This window comes from Pseudomonas sp. 43A (genome assembly GCF_013363935.1).
GTDB classification, from domain to species: Bacteria; Pseudomonadota; Gammaproteobacteria; order Pseudomonadales; family Pseudomonadaceae; genus Aquipseudomonas; species Aquipseudomonas crudilactis.
Genome location: NZ_CP054880.1, coordinates 3,620,519 through 3,634,190, shown reverse-complemented (window position 1 = coordinate 3,634,190; position 13,672 = coordinate 3,620,519). Strand labels below are relative to the sequence as shown.

Sequence of the window (13,672 nt, the reverse complement as noted above, 5' to 3'; positions counted from 1 at the left end):
GCGAGCAGGCTCACTCCTACAATTGGATTTGAGGCGTTACTGGTCTTTTATTCAGAGACATTGTCGATTAACCGCTGGCTCGTTCGACTAAACAACGAATCCCCACAATCCACGGAGTAACTGCCATGCGATTCATGATCCTTGTCAAAGCCAGCGCCGATTCGGAAGCCGGCATCATGCCCAGCGAAGAGCTGATCACCGCCATGGGCAACTTCAACGAAGAACTGGTCAAGGCCGGTATCCTGATCGATTGCGACGGCCTGCACCCGAGCAGCAAAGGCGCTCGCGTGCATTTCTCCGGCGACAAACGCACGGTCATCGACGGGCCATTCATCGAGACCAAAGAACTGGTGGCGGGTTACTGGATCTGGGAAGTGAAATCGAAAGAAGAAGCCATCGAATGGGTCAAGCGCTGCCCTAATCCAATGTCAGGCGATTCTGATATTGAAATCCGCCAGATATTTTCTGCCGAAGACTTCGGCGCCGAGTTCACCCCCGAAGCGCGGGAACAAGAAGAACGCGTTCGCGAACAAGCCAAGAAAAACAGCTGAACCGGATATCCCCATGTAGGAGCTGCCGAAGGCCGCGATCTTTTGATTCTGTTCTTAAAACACAAGATCAAAAGATCGCAGCGTCGTTTCACTCGACAGGTAAGAGTCGATCAGTCGGGCATAGAGCGGATGATGTCAGCCAGATCATCCTTGGTTATTTCATTGGCCTTGATCGCAGCGGCGATATCTGTTCTGGAAAGCGGAAAACGTTTGAAAATTTCTTTCAAGGTTTCCTCATTAACATTGGCCAGCCAGAGGGGATCGATCAATGAGCCGCCATACTCAGGCCTCATGGTTACTTCTTCGTGTGCAATTGCGCCTTTATGGTTGAGATACACCACATAACGGTCATGCCCTTCAGGAAAGCTTTTATCGTGATAAAGCGTGGTACCCAAAGGCAGGACATAGTAGTTCTCGTCGCCATTTGGCCCTTCAATCAGCAACGGCTCTTTGGTTTTGATCATTTTCCTGTCGTGCCCTTTCCCGATATCACCAAAAATCAGAAAAGCCCAAAAAACCGCATTGACGGATAAAACTGCCACCAGCCATAGGCTAATTCGCCTGTTTGTAACCATCTTCCTTATCAAACTTTTGCTCCTGCAATTGTCAGGGTTATGCCCGACCGTGATTCAAGGGACGCTCCGCGTTCCAGCTTGCGAATTTGACGCAGAGCGTCAAGGGCCGCATTCCCACGCAGAGCGTGGGAATGATCATTCAATAGATCAGTTCTTGAGTTCGACGTGATCCAAGGCTTGATTCACCGCCAGTTCCCCCAACATGACGACCTGTGCGATCCCCAGTGCAGTCTTGCGCTGGGAGGTTTCCAGCGAGGCGGCGAAGTTGATCAGCATCTCGCTGGCCGAGCCGAGGGTTTCGCTGGCGTTGGCTAGAAGAGATTCGGTGTTGTACCTGGGATTGGCGAGGTACATGGGTTCCGGCTCGTTGGCGCTGGACATGATGTGGGCGGTGGGGTTGAGGTAGTAATCGAGGGCGCGGTCGGCGGCTTCGTGGAGTTTTTTGCTGTCGACTGAGGCGTAGGGGGATGTGCTGTCGGCGTCTGATTCTGGGGGATTGGGTGTTGGTTTTTTCATGGTGTTTTCTCTATCCGAACGGTGGAGCTGGTCCATTCGGCTTCCGGTCGAATGGGTGGCAGCTGTACGCAGGCTGGAAACCCGGGGGACAGAGAAACCCGGACGACCCGAAGGTCCCCCACGCACAGCCGCCATAACTAAGTACGCACCAAAAAAGGTGCGCAAGCATACGTCATGAACGGTGCTGTTGCGTTCAGTTTTCCCCCGGGGTTTCCAGTCCCGGTCGCTGATTTGGCAGCGACGAACACAGGCTAGAGACCCGACGTCCGACGGACAACCTGAAAACCTTGTGGGAACGTTCCGCAAAATCCAAACAACGTTTAAACATCCCGAATTGAAATACGCATATGTAAGAGCTGCCGAAGGCTCGAACCGCGATCGGACGATCGAAAATCACCGAGCGCTTCCAGAAGGACATTGTGCGCAGCACCTTGCAGGACGTCGGCATTGGCTCGGCCGCTTGGGTCAACTACCGTGCCGCGTTGGGATGGAGGGAATCCTTACTTTCGCTGGTTTACCGGGCAATGATGTAGCGCCTGAGCAAATGCCATCGCGGGCAAGCCCGCTCCCCACAGGGAACGATGTGAATCAAAAATCGTATTCACAACGCCGAACCCTGTGGGAGCAGGCTTGCCCGCGATGGGGCCATCAACTGCGCTGAATTATTTGGACCCTGACTTCAACTTGAGATACGACTGACGCAAGTCCGATGCCCAGCCATCGATCACCGGTTTGACGTCATTCGCCGTCATCGCCTGAGTGTCATTTTCCAACGGCTTGCCGGTGCCTTTGCGCACCACTTGCGCGACGACCTTGTTATTCGCACCATCGAGGAACACCGCTTCGGTGGCCAGAGTGGTTTCCTGATCGCGGATACCGCTGGCGGTGCTGACCGCTGCGGCGACCAGAGCGATCGGAATCACTTCATACGCGTGCAGGCCTTCGGTCTTGCTGCTCACGGCGGTGATCGCCGCACGCACCACAATCACGCCTGGGCCCGGGCCGGTGGCCAGCGGCAAGTCTTTACCGATCTCACGTTTGAGCGCCTGATCGTAGTAGGAGGTGATGCCATTGAGGGTCTGCTGGGAGATCTTCGCGGTCGGTTGCGGTTTCGGGTAGAGCTGAGTCGGTTCGATGTACACACTGGTGAATTTCTTGATGTCGACCTTTGGATCGATCCAGCGCATCACCTCGGCACCGGACGGCGATTTGGCCTCCTTGAGCTGACTGTAGTCCTTGAGGAAGCCTGAGTACTCTTTCGGGTCGACGGTTTTGCTGGAACAACCCACCATTGCGACGGTGGCAATGCACAGAGTGCCCATCATCACTGCTAGCTTCATGCTGTAACTCCTGTCAGAAGGCCGAAAACTTTGTCCGGGGGAATTACAGGTATAGCTAAAACCTCAGTAATTGCGATTGCAAAGCACAAGATTCACGCAAGGCTGCGCGGTGGATCACATGCGTCATTTGAAAGACGTCGAGCATCCGGCAACGCTGCATTGAGCACTTGGCAATGCGTGAACTTCAAGAGTCGGCTGCACTGGAGCAAGTTGAGCCGGAACGCCCGCAAGTGCTTTTGCAGGGCTGGAAGCAGATGAACCAAGTGATTGGCTGGAGATTGTCTTCCCTCACCCTAGCCCTCTCCCAGAGGTAGAGGGGACCGAATGGGGGATATTCAAGAGATACACCGACGTGAGCGATTGGCTTTGAATCCATAATCGACTCGGTCTGTCACGTCGGTGCAGGACGACAGACACCCCGGTCAGTCCCCTATGCCAGAGGTAGAGGGACCGATTGGGGGAGATTCAACAGATACACCGACGTGACCGATTCGCTTTGAATCCATAATCGGCTCGGTCTTTCACGTCGGTGCAGGACGCCAGACACCTCGGTCAGTCCCCTCTCCCTCCGGGAGAGGGTTAGGGTGAGGGGCTTTTAAGGATTCACCCGTTTACCAGGATGAAGTCTCACCACTACGCAAAGCCATCTCCCGCCGGCTGTTGATGTGCATCGCCTTGATCAACGACACCGTGCCCACCAGCAAAATCGCCGCCCCCAACAGGAAGTCGATGTTGTACAGCTGGAAATCCTGCACCGGCCCGATCAGCAGCACCCGCACGATCGCCGCGCCCAACAGCGTGGCGAGGAAGTCGATCCCCGGCTCATTACGGTAAAACACCAGCAGCAATGGCAGGCACAACACCAACAGCAGCAACAGCACGACAGCCTTGAACGAACCCTTGCGCTCGACACTGAACGCACATTCGTGCGGCCCATAAGCCTTGTAATCCTCGTCACGAATCATCGAGGTTTTCTCGTTGATGTAATCGACGCGGTTGTACTTCTGGATCGGTGTGAAGGTGTTGGACATCTCCATCAACGTGGTGATGTTCTTGAAACGCAGGTCGATGCGCTCGCTGCCCTTGAGGTAATAGAGCACCGGTTTGTAGCCGTAGCGATAGGTGTCAAAAGGGAATTCGGTGACCTGGCCCTGCACGCCGATCGGGCGCGGTTCAAGTTCGGCGTAGGCACTTTTGTTGGTGGCCGACAGGTTGCGGCTCAGCGGTTGCACCTTGACCTGCTCAAGGAAGATCGGCGTGACGCCGTAGGACCACTGCAACGGTTCCAGACGCAAGCGCAGTTCGTTGCGAGCGAGGTCATAGCGGTTGAAAGTACGTTCAGAGACCACCAGGGAACCGCTGAGCATGAACTCGCCGCGCAGGTTGTTGGTGACGCGCAAGGTCAACTGATCCTTGCCCAGCAGCGCTGCTTCCGTAGTCGGTGGCGTGCCGCACCACGCGGTGCTTTCGCCGACGCCGCCGAGCTGGCCGTCGCGGTTTTCCTTGAATACGTAAAAGTAACTGGCCCACAGCGTCACCATTAACAGCAACGCTGTGAGGCCGAGGATTTTTTTGCCCGGACTCACTGATCAGACTCCCTTCTTCGGTTCCATCGTCCAGCCGAAAACCCGCTGGCGACGGCGACTCTACCAAAAGGCCAGCATCGACCCAAGGGAAAATGCCCGATTCATCAGGTTTCTAGGGGTTTCCCCTGCCCAGGCAAAGGGTTAGCGCCGACGAAAAAGCGGGCGCGGTTCGATGACTGAGCGGCCGTAGAGCACGCTCATGCCGGCGAGTCCCTTGAGTGCATCCTCAGCCGATTTGTCCTCCCGCACCGCGAAACTGTCAAACCCGCACTGGCGCATGTGGCTGAGCTGATCGCGCAACACATCGCCAATCGCGCGCAACTCCCCTGCCCAACCGAACCGGCTGCGCAGCAGATACGCCTGACTGTACGCCCGACCATCGCGAAAACTCGGGAAATCCAGCGCGATCAGCGGCAACGACCCCAGCCATGGCACCAGGCTCTCGACCTCATCATCCGGGCCGAGCCACACCGCGTGGGTCGACGGCGATTCAAGCCAATGCATCAGCGGCAACATCAGCAATCCGTCCGGCCTTGGCGTCGATGGCTCACGCACCAGCGTCCACGGATCGTCCGTCACAATCCGCGCTTCACCGTGCTCCAGCCGCAACAGATTGTTCATGCCGAAACCTCCAGCGTCTTCGGATAGACCCGTTCCTTGAACGGCTCCAGGCCGATCCGTGCCACGGTATCGACAAACAATTCCTCGTGCTCGCGATAGCGCACGAAGGTGCCGATGATCCGCTCGATCACCTGCGGCACCTCGGCGGCGCTGAACGACGGGCCGATGACTTTACCCAATGCGCTGTTTTTGCCCTGGGCACCGCCGAGGGTGATCTGGTACCACTCGCTGCCATTTTTATCGACACCGAGGATGCCGATATTGCCGATGTGGTGGTGGCCGCAGGCGTTCATGCAGCCAGAAATATTCAGGCTGATATCACCCAGATCGTGCAGGTAATCAAGGTTATCGAAACGTGCCTGAATCGCCTGGGCGATCGGGATCGATTTGGCGTTGGCCAGTGCACAGAAATCGCCGCCCGGGCAGGCAATGATGTCTGTCAGCAGGCCGACGTTGGCGCTGCCCAGATCGTGTTTGCACGCCAGTTGCCACAACGCGTAGAGGTCGGTTTTCGGTACATCGGGCAGAACGATGTTCTGCTCATGGGCAATACGAATCTCGCCAAAACCGAAACGCTGCGACCAGTCGGCCACCGCCAGCATCTGCACAGCGGTGACATCTCCCGGCGGTGAGGCCATGCCCGGTTTGGTCGACAGCACCACACTGGTGTAGCCCGGCACTTTGTGCGGCTGCACGTTGCGCGCGACCCAACGGGCAAACGCCGGGCTTTCCGCCAGGCGCGTGCCGAAGTCCAGATCGGTGTCGGCCAGGGTGTGGTAAACCGGCGGCACGAAGGCGCTGGCGACCCGCTGGTACTCGGCCTCGGTCAACTGCGCCGGGCCGTCCTTGAGGTGTTGCCATTCCTCTTCGACTTCCTTGGCAAACGCCTCGATGCCCAATGCCTTGACCAGAATCTTGATCCGCGCTTTGTACTTGTTGTCACGCCGGCCATGACGGTTGTAGACGCGCAAAACCGCTTCGACGTAGGACAGCAAATGCTGCCACGGCAAACCTTCGCGGATCTGCAAACCGAGGATCGGCGTGCGCCCCAGGCCACCGCCGACGATCACTCGCAGGAGCATCTGCCCGTCACGACCGGGGTAAAGATACAGGCCGATGTCGTGCATCATGATCGCCGCGCGATCCTGCTTGGCTGAACAGATGGCGATCTTGAATTTGCGCGGCAGAAAGAGGAATTCCGGGTTGATCGTCGACCACTGCCGCAGGATTTCGGCCAACGGGCGCGGGTCGATCATTTCGTCTGCTGCGACCCCGGAGAACGCCTCGGTGGTGATGTTGCGCACGCAGTTGCCGGAGGTCTGGATCGCGTGCATGTTGACCTGCGCCAGGCGTTCGAGGATGTCCGGCACCTCGGCCAGTTCGATCCAGTTGAACTGCATGTTCTGCCGCGTGGTGAAGTGGCCGTAACCGCGATCGTAGTCGCTGGCGATGCTCGCCAAGGTGCGCATCTGCTCGGCGCTCAACGTGCCGTAGGGAATCGCCACCCGCAGCATGTACGCATGTTTTTGCATGTACAGGCCGTTTTGCAGGCGCAGCGGCAGGAACTCCTCTTCGCTCAATTCCCCGGCCATGAAGCGCTCGACCTGATCGCGAAACTGCGCAACGCGCTCGAACACCAGCGCCCGGTCGTAATCATCGTATTGATACATGCACACCTCACCAAAATTGATCACAGATCAAAACTGTGGATTTTCCCAGACTATGGCCGAACAGCGCAGCACGTTACAGATTCACCTGAGGCGATAAAAACCATATCAGGGCGCGGCAGAACGCCGCAGCCAGCCCTTCAATCTGATCCGTACAAATCAAAGATTCCTGAGCCTGTTTTGTTTCTGGCGAGGTTTCTACAGTGCAGCTCATGCCAGACCGGGTGGCCTGGCAAGACTTTGCAACCGTGGATGAACTGACCATGAGCACAGCAACAATCGGACAGGCTTACAACTACAAGGTCGTCCGCCAATTCGTTATTGCGACAATTTTCTGGGGGGTGGTGGGCATGGCGATGGGCGTGTTGATCGCCTCGCAACTGGTCTGGCCAGAGATGAACCTGGACCTGCCATGGACCACCTTCGGCCGCTTGCGCCCGCTGCACACCAGCCTGGTGATTTTCGGTTTCGCCGGCAGCGCGCAATTTGCCGCCAGTTATTACGCGGTGCAGCGGACCTGCCAGGTGCGGCTGTATTCAGACACACTCGCCGCGTTCACCTTCTGGGGCTGGCAATCGGTGATCGTGATCATGCTGATCACCCTGCCGATGGGCTACACCACCACCAAGGAATACGCCGAGATCGAATTCTCCGGCGCGGTGTGGATGGCCGTCGTCTGGGTCGCCTACGCCGTGGTGTTCTTCACCACCGTGGTGCAGCGCAAGACCAAGCATATCTACGTCGGCAACTGGTTTTTCGGCGCGTTCATTCTGGTGATCGCTATGCTCCATGTGGTCAATCACCTGTCGATTCCGGTGGATTGGTTCAAATCCTATCCGGTGTACTCCGGCGCCACTGATGCGATGGTGCAGTGGTGGTACGGCCACAACGCGGTGGGCTTCTTCCTGACTACCGGGTTCCTCGGCATGATGTATTACTTCGTGCCGAAACAGGTCAATCGGCCGGTGTATTCGTATCGCTTGTCGATCGTGCATTTCTGGGCGCTGATCACCCTGTACATCTGGGCCGGCCCGCACCATTTGCACTACACCGCGCTGCCGGACTGGGCGCAGTCACTGGGCATGGCCATGTCACTGATCCTGCTCGCGCCGAGCTGGGGCGGGATGATCAACGGCATGATGACCTTGTCCGGCGCCTGGCATAAGTTGCGCACCGATCCGATCCTGCGCTTCCTCGTGCTGTCGCTGGCGTTCTACGGCATGTCGACGTTCGAAGGGCCGATGATGGCGATCAAAACCGTCAACGCCCTCTCCCACTACACCGACTGGACCATCGGCCACGTCCACGCCGGGGCGTTGGGCTGGGTGGCGATGATCACCTTCGGTGCGACTTATCACATGGTGCCCAAAGTGTTTGGCCGCGAGCAGATGTACAGCACGCCGCTGATCAACCTGCACTTCTGGCTGGCGACCATTGGCACGGTGTTGTACATCGCTTCGATGTGGGTCAACGGCATCACCCAGGGCCTGATGTGGCGGGCGATCAACGAGGACGGCACGCTGACTTACTCGTTTGTCGAGGCGCTGCAGGCCAGTCATCCCGGGTTCATCGTGCGCTTTGCTGGCGGGGTGTTTTTCCTTACCGGCATGTTGCTGATGGCCTATAACGTCTGGCGTACGGTGCGCGTTGCGGACGTGGCGCTGGCCCACCGTGAAGCGCAGATCGCCTGAGGCAGGGAGCCGAATGTGATGGATATTTTTTTCAATGTGTTGGGCGTGGTGTTTCTGTGGCTGGCGGTGGAGTACTGCTTGCGGCGGGAGACGGCGGACAGTCTGGATGAAGCGAGCATGGTGCCGTTTGCCGATGACCCGGAGGTGGCGCGGCGGGTGGAGCTGGCCACCGGCAAGACTGTGAAAGCGGTGGCGCCGGAAATAGCGAAGCCGGGGTGGGTCAATCTCGATATGTGAGGGGTGTCAGGTGGGCTGCCCTCACCCTAGCCCTCTCCCAGAGGGAGAGGGAACTGACCGAGTGGTTTGTTCGAGTTACGCCGACCTGAAATATCGAGTCGAACTCAGGTTTTGAACAGCACTCGGTCTGCTCCCTTTCCCCCTCGTCCGCGGAGGGAGAGGGAACTGACCGAGTGGTTTGTTCGGGTTACGTCGACCTGAAATATCCAAGGTGAATGCAATCTCAAAAACAATGAAGATCGGCTCCCTTTCCCCCTCGCCCCCCCTGGGGGAGAGGGCTGGGGTGAGGGGGTAAGCTCTTGATCTTAAGCGCGATCGCGAGGAATCAGGCTCTGCAACTGCTGCGCCAGAAAATTTGCATCAAACACAAACGTATCCGGATCCTTCAAACCATTGGTCTTGCGCCACTGCCACTCGCCATTCGCCAGTCCCACCAACGAAATGCTGCCATAACGCGCCGCCGTCAACCCCATCACCGCAAGCGAAATCTGTCCCGCGCTGCCCATCACATCCGGCACGAACTCCACCGGTTTGCCGGCAATCACAATGCTCAGTTTTTCCGTCTTGAAGGTCGAAGTTTCCACCGGTGTGCTCGGCCCGAACGCGACGTACGCCTCGCGATTCACCTCCAGCAGATTCGGCGCCTGCACCGGTTCCAGCCATTGCTGAATATCGCCGAACAGCGCGGTAATCCGCGTGGCCCAGACCGCTGACTGTGTTTCGAACAGTTGCTTCTTGTGCGCTTCGCTCTCGGCGTAATGACGAAGCATCTCGCCCAATTGTTGTACGTCGTCCATAGCGGTGTACCTCGGAAAGGACCTGCAATACTCGATAGTGGCAGATACCAGCCGCTGCGTACGTTTAACCTGCACCAAGTCCGATGAAGCACCATGACACTTGGGTGAAACATCAGCGGTACAGTCATTTGTTTGCTGGCATCGGACCGTGAACAAAAGGAAACTCCCCGCAGACCCGAACGTTCGACACTGTCATATGCCTGAGGACATCCAATGCGCACCATCGGCCTGATCGGCGGCATGAGCTGGGAATCCAGCGCCGAATATTATCGACTCATCAATCAGCAAGTCCGTAATCGTCTCGGCCCGCTGCGCTCAGCGCAAATGCTGATGTACAGCGTCGACTTCGGCCCTGTCGAACAGGCCCAGCACGCCGGGCGCTGGGACGATGCGGCGGCGATTCTGGTCGATGCTGCGCGCCGGCTGGAAGCGGGAGGCGCCGAATGCGTGGTGCTGTGTACCAACACCATGCACAAAGTGGCCGAGCAGATTCAGGCAGCGATCAGCATTCCGTTCCTGCATATTGCCGAGCCGGCCGCGCAGGCCGCTCTGGAGATTGATGCGCATACGGTTGGCCTGCTCGGCACGGCGTTCACCATGGAACAGGACTTTCTCAAACAACGCTTGGTTGCCCAGGGTTTGACGGTTTTGGTGCCGGACGAAGCCGAGCGCAAGGATGTGCACCGGATCATCTACGACGAACTCTGTGTCGGCGTGATCAGCGAATCTTCGCGGCAAATCTATCAGCGAGTCATTGAATCCCTGACCGCACGCGGTGCACAGGCGATCATTCTCGGTTGCACGGAAATCGGCATGTTGATCAAACCCGAACACAGCGCCCTGCCCCTGCTCGACACCACCGAACTGCATGCACAGTCGGCGGTGGCGTTCGCGCTGGGCGATTGAGTCAGGTTTTCGGGCGAGTGCGCAGGCGCGCCATGCTCAGGGTGTCGACCCATTGCCCGTCGCGCACCGCGTAATCGCGAAACAGGCCTTCGTCCTCGAAACCGAATTTGCGGTAGAGCGCGATGGCGGCCTCATTGTCGGCGTAAACCGAGAGTTCGACGCGGTGCAGATTCATCCAGTTGTCGGCGACGTCCAGCGCCGCCGCCAACAGCTGCGAACCCACGCCTTTGCCCTGCCACGCGACCGCAACGCCCATACCGAAACTGCCAGCGTGCGCCCGTCGCATCCGCGAATACGCCTCCAGCCCGAGGTTGCCGATCACCACGCCCTGATGCAGCGCCACCAGTTTCACCGCACGTTCGTTATCCGCCAGCAGGCGTTGGCGCCAGACTTCTACGGACTGAAACGGCATCTGCAACACCTGCCGCGCAACGGCCGGATCGTTGTACAGCGCGGTGATGCCTTCGAGGTGGGATTCGTTGAAGCGTTCGAAGTGGATGGCGGGGTTGTGGTCGGGCATGGCGGATCCTTCCTGGATCGATGTGTGGCCGATCACTCTAAACCGCTGAACACTTTGTCTGCCATAGCAAAATATTTGTAGGGGAATGTGGGCACAGGAGGATTGCGTCAGGGCTGAAACCATTCGTGGCGTTCGTTGAAGGTGTGGTGGATGAGGTCAGTGAGCGTCTGCACTTCGGCCACATTCTGTGACTCGGCATTCACCGCCAGCCATGCCTGCAATTGCATGGGTTCGGCGAATAATCCGGGCAGCGCGATCAGGCCCCGATCGAAGCGGCTCATGTACGCCGGCAACAACCCGATGCACGCGCTGCAGCGAATCATCTCCAGCATCAATTCATAAGACTGCATCTGCACCACACCCGCCAGGCGCTGCTCTACCAACTCATTCCACGGCCGGAAGCTGTCGATCTGCCGGTCGTGTTGCCATTGCACCAGCATGAAATCGGCGAGGTCATCAGGCGTATCCGGGCGGGCGGTGACGCGGGAGTAGCGTTTGGCGATGTGTGGCAGGTAGTCGAGGCGCGCCAGTGGTTGCGGTTCGCTGGTGGCGAAGGTCGGGCCGGGGTGTGGGGTTTCACCGTTGGCCAGCCACAGCACGATGTCGGCGCTGACCGCGCGCAGGGACAGTTCGCTGTCCAGCGCGATGATTTCCAGACGTACGCTGGCGTTGCGGCGCAGCAGTGCGATGAGGTCGCGGCCGAGGATGTCGTGCAGGATGGATTCGGCGACGGCGAGGCGAATCAGCGGTTGTTCGACCACCGGCAGTTTGCGCTCATTCGCCAGCGCCACCAGTTTGGCCTGCAATTGTTGGCCTTCGCGGGTCAGGCTCAAGGCGCTGCCCTGAAAGCTGAACAGCGTGTGCTGAAGTTCTTGCTCAAGCTGCGCGAGTTGTTTGCGCAGCAAGGTCGAACGCACGTTGAGGCTGCGCGCCGCTTGCATGAAGCAGCCGCAGCGGGCGCTGACCAGAAAGTATTGGGCGACATCGGCATCGATGGTCGCGGCGTGTGCGAGCCACGGTTCGTTGTTGTTCTGTGACCAGTGGTAATCGGTGGTGCCCGGTCGTCCTGCGGGTTCGGTGAATGACATCGATGACTCCCTGTCGATCTTTGTATTTGTCTTGAGTGCACCATAGATCCCTGTGGGAGCGAGCTTGCTCGCGAAAGCGGAGTGTCAGTCAGCAAATATGTTGAATGTGCTGGCGCTTTCGCGAGCAAGCTCGCTCCCACAGGGGTAGCGGTGGAACTGGGATTAGTGTTTTTCCTCTAGGACTTTGTTGAGTTCAGCGCCGTCGATGCTCAGTGTTGCGGTGTTGAGCATTCCGTCCAGATAGGCTTGAGCGATTTGCTCCTGGCGCTGCGCACGCAAGGCCTGGGTCAGTTGATCGCGCAGTTCGTCGAGGGTCGCGTTGCGCGCCGGTTGTTGCTCGGTGAGTTTGATTACGTGGAACCCGGCTGCGCTCTGGACGGGATCGGAAACCGCGCCAACCTTGAGCCGCGCCACTGCACCACGCACCTCAGGCACCAGTTGCTGCAACGGTTGCAGGCCGCTATCGCCGCCACGCTCAGCGGTGACGCGATCCTGCGAATATTGAGTCGCCAATGCAGCAAATTCCGCTGGCGTCGTCTGAGCTTTTTTGCTCAGGTCAAGCGCCTGCTTGCGCACCGACTCAAGATTCTGCGGATCACTTACGCCGAGGAAAATCTGACTGACCCGATACAACGCCGGGGTCTGCCAATTGGCTTTGCCCGCGTCATAAGCCTGCTGCAATTCAGCCGCACTTGGATAATCCGCCGGCACTTGACTGACCGAACGCAAATAATCACGGAACACGATCTGCTCAGTCGCCGCACGGGTCTGCCGTGCCACCTCCGGGCGCTGTGCCCACCCCTGCGCATCAGCCTGTTCCAGCACCGCTTTTTCAGCCAGACGCGTGCGAATCCAGCGTTCCAGCGCCTCACGGTTGCCGCGCAATTGTTCGCGGGTTTCCGGCGGCACTGTCGCCAGCAACGCCTGCAATTCGTCAGGCGAAACCTGTTGATTACCCAACCGCGCCACCGCCGGCCCCGCAGCAACCGCCGCCACAGGCGACGATTGCTGGGCGGCGACCGGGTCACTGCCCGGTCGCACCACCAGCGCCACGGCCACCACCAACAGCGCCACCGCAGCGGCGCTGATCACCATGGCAGGCTTTTTCACAGCGCGACTTCCTCTTGCTCGGCGACGGCCACTTTCGCGGTAGATGCTTGTGCGGCCTGAGTGAAATCACGCAGATAAACGATGAACTCTTGCAGCAGGCGATCCCACAATTCCAGGTTGCCGCGCAGGTGATCGTTGCTTACGCCCGCCGCCACCACCACGTCCATTTCCATCACCAGAAACTCGCCCTGCAACGACAACCGCGCAAACCGGCGGCTGGCGTTCCACTGCTCGGCCACACCCTGTGGCAACTCACCCTGCACCCGCAGCGCACAGCTGAAAGTGAAATCGACGTAGCTGCCCTGCTCCACCGCCGGATTACCAAAACGCACGGCGTAGCCGATGCCCTGACTGGCGCTGAGCAACTGAACAATACCGTTCTGCTCGGTTTCGTTGACGCGATAACCCGCAGCTTGCAGGACTTCGGTCAGAGATTTTGGCGATACGTGGCTGATCAATTGAGTCAT

15 protein-coding genes are annotated in these 13,672 nt (G+C 58.4%); 4 read left to right on the top strand and 11 right to left on the bottom strand.

Annotated features, from left to right (window positions below; translation table 11 throughout):
• The first annotated feature begins 125 nt into the window (after positions 1 to 125).
• Positions 126 to 551 carry a YciI family protein gene (locus HUW52_RS15990; protein ID WP_116254697.1) on the top strand — a complete coding sequence of 142 codons (426 nt, stop codon included), beginning with the start codon at positions 126 to 128 and terminating at the stop codon, positions 549 to 551.
• Positions 552 to 661: 110 nt separating this feature from the next.
• Here HUW52_RS15990 and HUW52_RS15985 read toward each other — a convergent pair whose 3' ends face one another.
• The 6 genes from HUW52_RS15985 to HUW52_RS15960 form a co-directional block, all read right to left on the bottom strand.
• Entirely contained in the window at positions 662 to 1,138 is a 477-nt protein-coding gene (locus HUW52_RS15985) for a hypothetical protein (RefSeq protein WP_016987525.1), read from the bottom strand.
• A 135-nt stretch (positions 1,139 to 1,273) separates the two neighbouring features.
• Positions 1,274 to 1,642, bottom strand: coding sequence for a DUF6124 family protein (locus HUW52_RS15980; RefSeq protein ID WP_016987524.1), 369 nt, complete (start codon positions 1,640 to 1,642; stop codon positions 1,274 to 1,276).
• A 662-nt stretch (positions 1,643 to 2,304) separates the two neighbouring features.
• Positions 2,305 to 2,982: a DUF3313 domain-containing protein gene (locus HUW52_RS15975; protein ID WP_016987523.1), complete on the bottom strand. Its 678-nt coding sequence runs from the start codon at positions 2,980 to 2,982 to the stop codon at positions 2,305 to 2,307.
• Between the two features lie 611 nt (positions 2,983 to 3,593).
• Entirely contained in the window at positions 3,594 to 4,568 is a 975-nt protein-coding gene (locus HUW52_RS15970) for a hypothetical protein (RefSeq protein WP_175554221.1), read from the bottom strand.
• A gap of 141 nt (positions 4,569 to 4,709) precedes the next feature.
• Positions 4,710 to 5,189: a DUF934 domain-containing protein gene (locus HUW52_RS15965; RefSeq protein ID WP_175554220.1), complete on the bottom strand. Its 480-nt coding sequence runs from the start codon at positions 5,187 to 5,189 to the stop codon at positions 4,710 to 4,712.
• Entirely contained in the window at positions 5,186 to 6,859 is a 1,674-nt protein-coding gene (locus HUW52_RS15960; RefSeq protein ID WP_175554219.1) for a nitrite/sulfite reductase, read from the bottom strand. The genes HUW52_RS15965 and HUW52_RS15960 overlap by 4 nt, the downstream gene beginning before the upstream one ends.
• A gap of 260 nt (positions 6,860 to 7,119) precedes the next feature.
• On the opposite strand from HUW52_RS15960, the gene ccoN reads away from it, so the two are divergent.
• Together ccoN and HUW52_RS15950 are read left to right on the top strand one after the other, a co-directional pair.
• On the top strand, positions 7,120 to 8,547 hold the full coding sequence (gene ccoN, locus HUW52_RS15955; RefSeq protein WP_122855164.1) for a cytochrome-c oxidase, cbb3-type subunit I: 1,428 nt from the start codon (positions 7,120 to 7,122) through the stop codon (positions 8,545 to 8,547).
• A gap of 18 nt (positions 8,548 to 8,565) precedes the next feature.
• Positions 8,566 to 8,784: a cbb3-type cytochrome c oxidase subunit 3 gene (locus tag HUW52_RS15950; protein ID WP_175554218.1), complete on the top strand. Its 219-nt coding sequence runs from the start codon at positions 8,566 to 8,568 to the stop codon at positions 8,782 to 8,784.
• A gap of 305 nt (positions 8,785 to 9,089) precedes the next feature.
• Here the strand turns inward: HUW52_RS15950 and HUW52_RS15945 are convergent, their stop codons facing one another.
• A complete protein-coding gene (locus tag HUW52_RS15945) occupies positions 9,090 to 9,581 on the bottom strand; it encodes a hypothetical protein (RefSeq protein WP_175554217.1) in 492 nt (163 codons plus the stop codon).
• 213 nt (positions 9,582 to 9,794) lie between these two features.
• Here HUW52_RS15945 and HUW52_RS15940 point away from each other — a divergent pair, with 213 nt between their 5' ends.
• The gene (locus tag HUW52_RS15940; protein WP_175554216.1) at positions 9,795 to 10,487 is read left to right on the top strand and encodes an aspartate/glutamate racemase family protein; all 693 of its coding nucleotides are present in this window, start codon (positions 9,795 to 9,797) and stop codon (positions 10,485 to 10,487) included.
• A gap of 1 nt (position 10,488) precedes the next feature.
• Here the strand turns inward: HUW52_RS15940 and HUW52_RS15935 are convergent, their stop codons facing one another.
• The 4 genes from HUW52_RS15935 to HUW52_RS15920 form a co-directional block, all read right to left on the bottom strand.
• Entirely contained in the window at positions 10,489 to 11,007 is a 519-nt protein-coding gene (locus tag HUW52_RS15935) for a GNAT family N-acetyltransferase (RefSeq protein ID WP_175554215.1), read from the bottom strand.
• Between the two features lie 107 nt (positions 11,008 to 11,114).
• On the bottom strand, positions 11,115 to 12,095 hold the full coding sequence (locus tag HUW52_RS15930) for a LysR family transcriptional regulator (protein ID WP_175554214.1): 981 nt from the start codon (positions 12,093 to 12,095) through the stop codon (positions 11,115 to 11,117).
• Between the two features lie 162 nt (positions 12,096 to 12,257).
• Positions 12,258 to 13,205 (bottom strand): peptidylprolyl isomerase, encoded by a 948-nt coding sequence (locus tag HUW52_RS15925; RefSeq protein WP_175554213.1) that lies wholly within the window; start codon positions 13,203 to 13,205, stop codon positions 12,258 to 12,260.
• A complete protein-coding gene (locus HUW52_RS15920) occupies positions 13,202 to 13,672 on the bottom strand; it encodes a YbjN domain-containing protein (protein WP_095050701.1) in 471 nt (156 codons plus the stop codon). The genes HUW52_RS15925 and HUW52_RS15920 overlap by 4 nt, the downstream gene beginning before the upstream one ends.

Coding starts and splice junctions, on each gene's coding strand:
- HUW52_RS15990 (WP_116254697.1), top strand. CDS start 126: ATGCGATTCATGATCCTTGTCAAAGCCAGCGCCGATTCGGAAGCCGGC.
- HUW52_RS15980 (WP_016987524.1), bottom strand. CDS start 1,642: ATGAAAAAACCAACACCCAATCCCCCAGAATCAGACGCCGACAGCACA.
- HUW52_RS15975 (WP_016987523.1), bottom strand. CDS start 2,982: ATGAAGCTAGCAGTGATGATGGGCACTCTGTGCATTGCCACCGTCGCA.
- HUW52_RS15965 (WP_175554220.1), bottom strand. CDS start 5,189: ATGAACAATCTGTTGCGGCTGGAGCACGGTGAAGCGCGGATTGTGACG.
- HUW52_RS15960 (WP_175554219.1), bottom strand. CDS start 6,859: ATGTATCAATACGATGATTACGACCGGGCGCTGGTGTTCGAGCGCGTT.
- ccoN (WP_122855164.1), top strand. CDS start 7,120: ATGAGCACAGCAACAATCGGACAGGCTTACAACTACAAGGTCGTCCGC.
- HUW52_RS15950 (WP_175554218.1), top strand. CDS start 8,566: ATGGATATTTTTTTCAATGTGTTGGGCGTGGTGTTTCTGTGGCTGGCG.
- HUW52_RS15945 (WP_175554217.1), bottom strand. CDS start 9,581: ATGGACGACGTACAACAATTGGGCGAGATGCTTCGTCATTACGCCGAG.
- HUW52_RS15940 (WP_175554216.1), top strand. CDS start 9,795: ATGCGCACCATCGGCCTGATCGGCGGCATGAGCTGGGAATCCAGCGCC.
- HUW52_RS15935 (WP_175554215.1), bottom strand. CDS start 11,007: ATGCCCGACCACAACCCCGCCATCCACTTCGAACGCTTCAACGAATCC.
- HUW52_RS15930 (WP_175554214.1), bottom strand. CDS start 12,095: ATGTCATTCACCGAACCCGCAGGACGACCGGGCACCACCGATTACCAC.
- HUW52_RS15920 (WP_095050701.1), bottom strand. CDS start 13,672: ATGACTCAATTGATCAGCCACGTATCGCCAAAATCTCTGACCGAAGTC.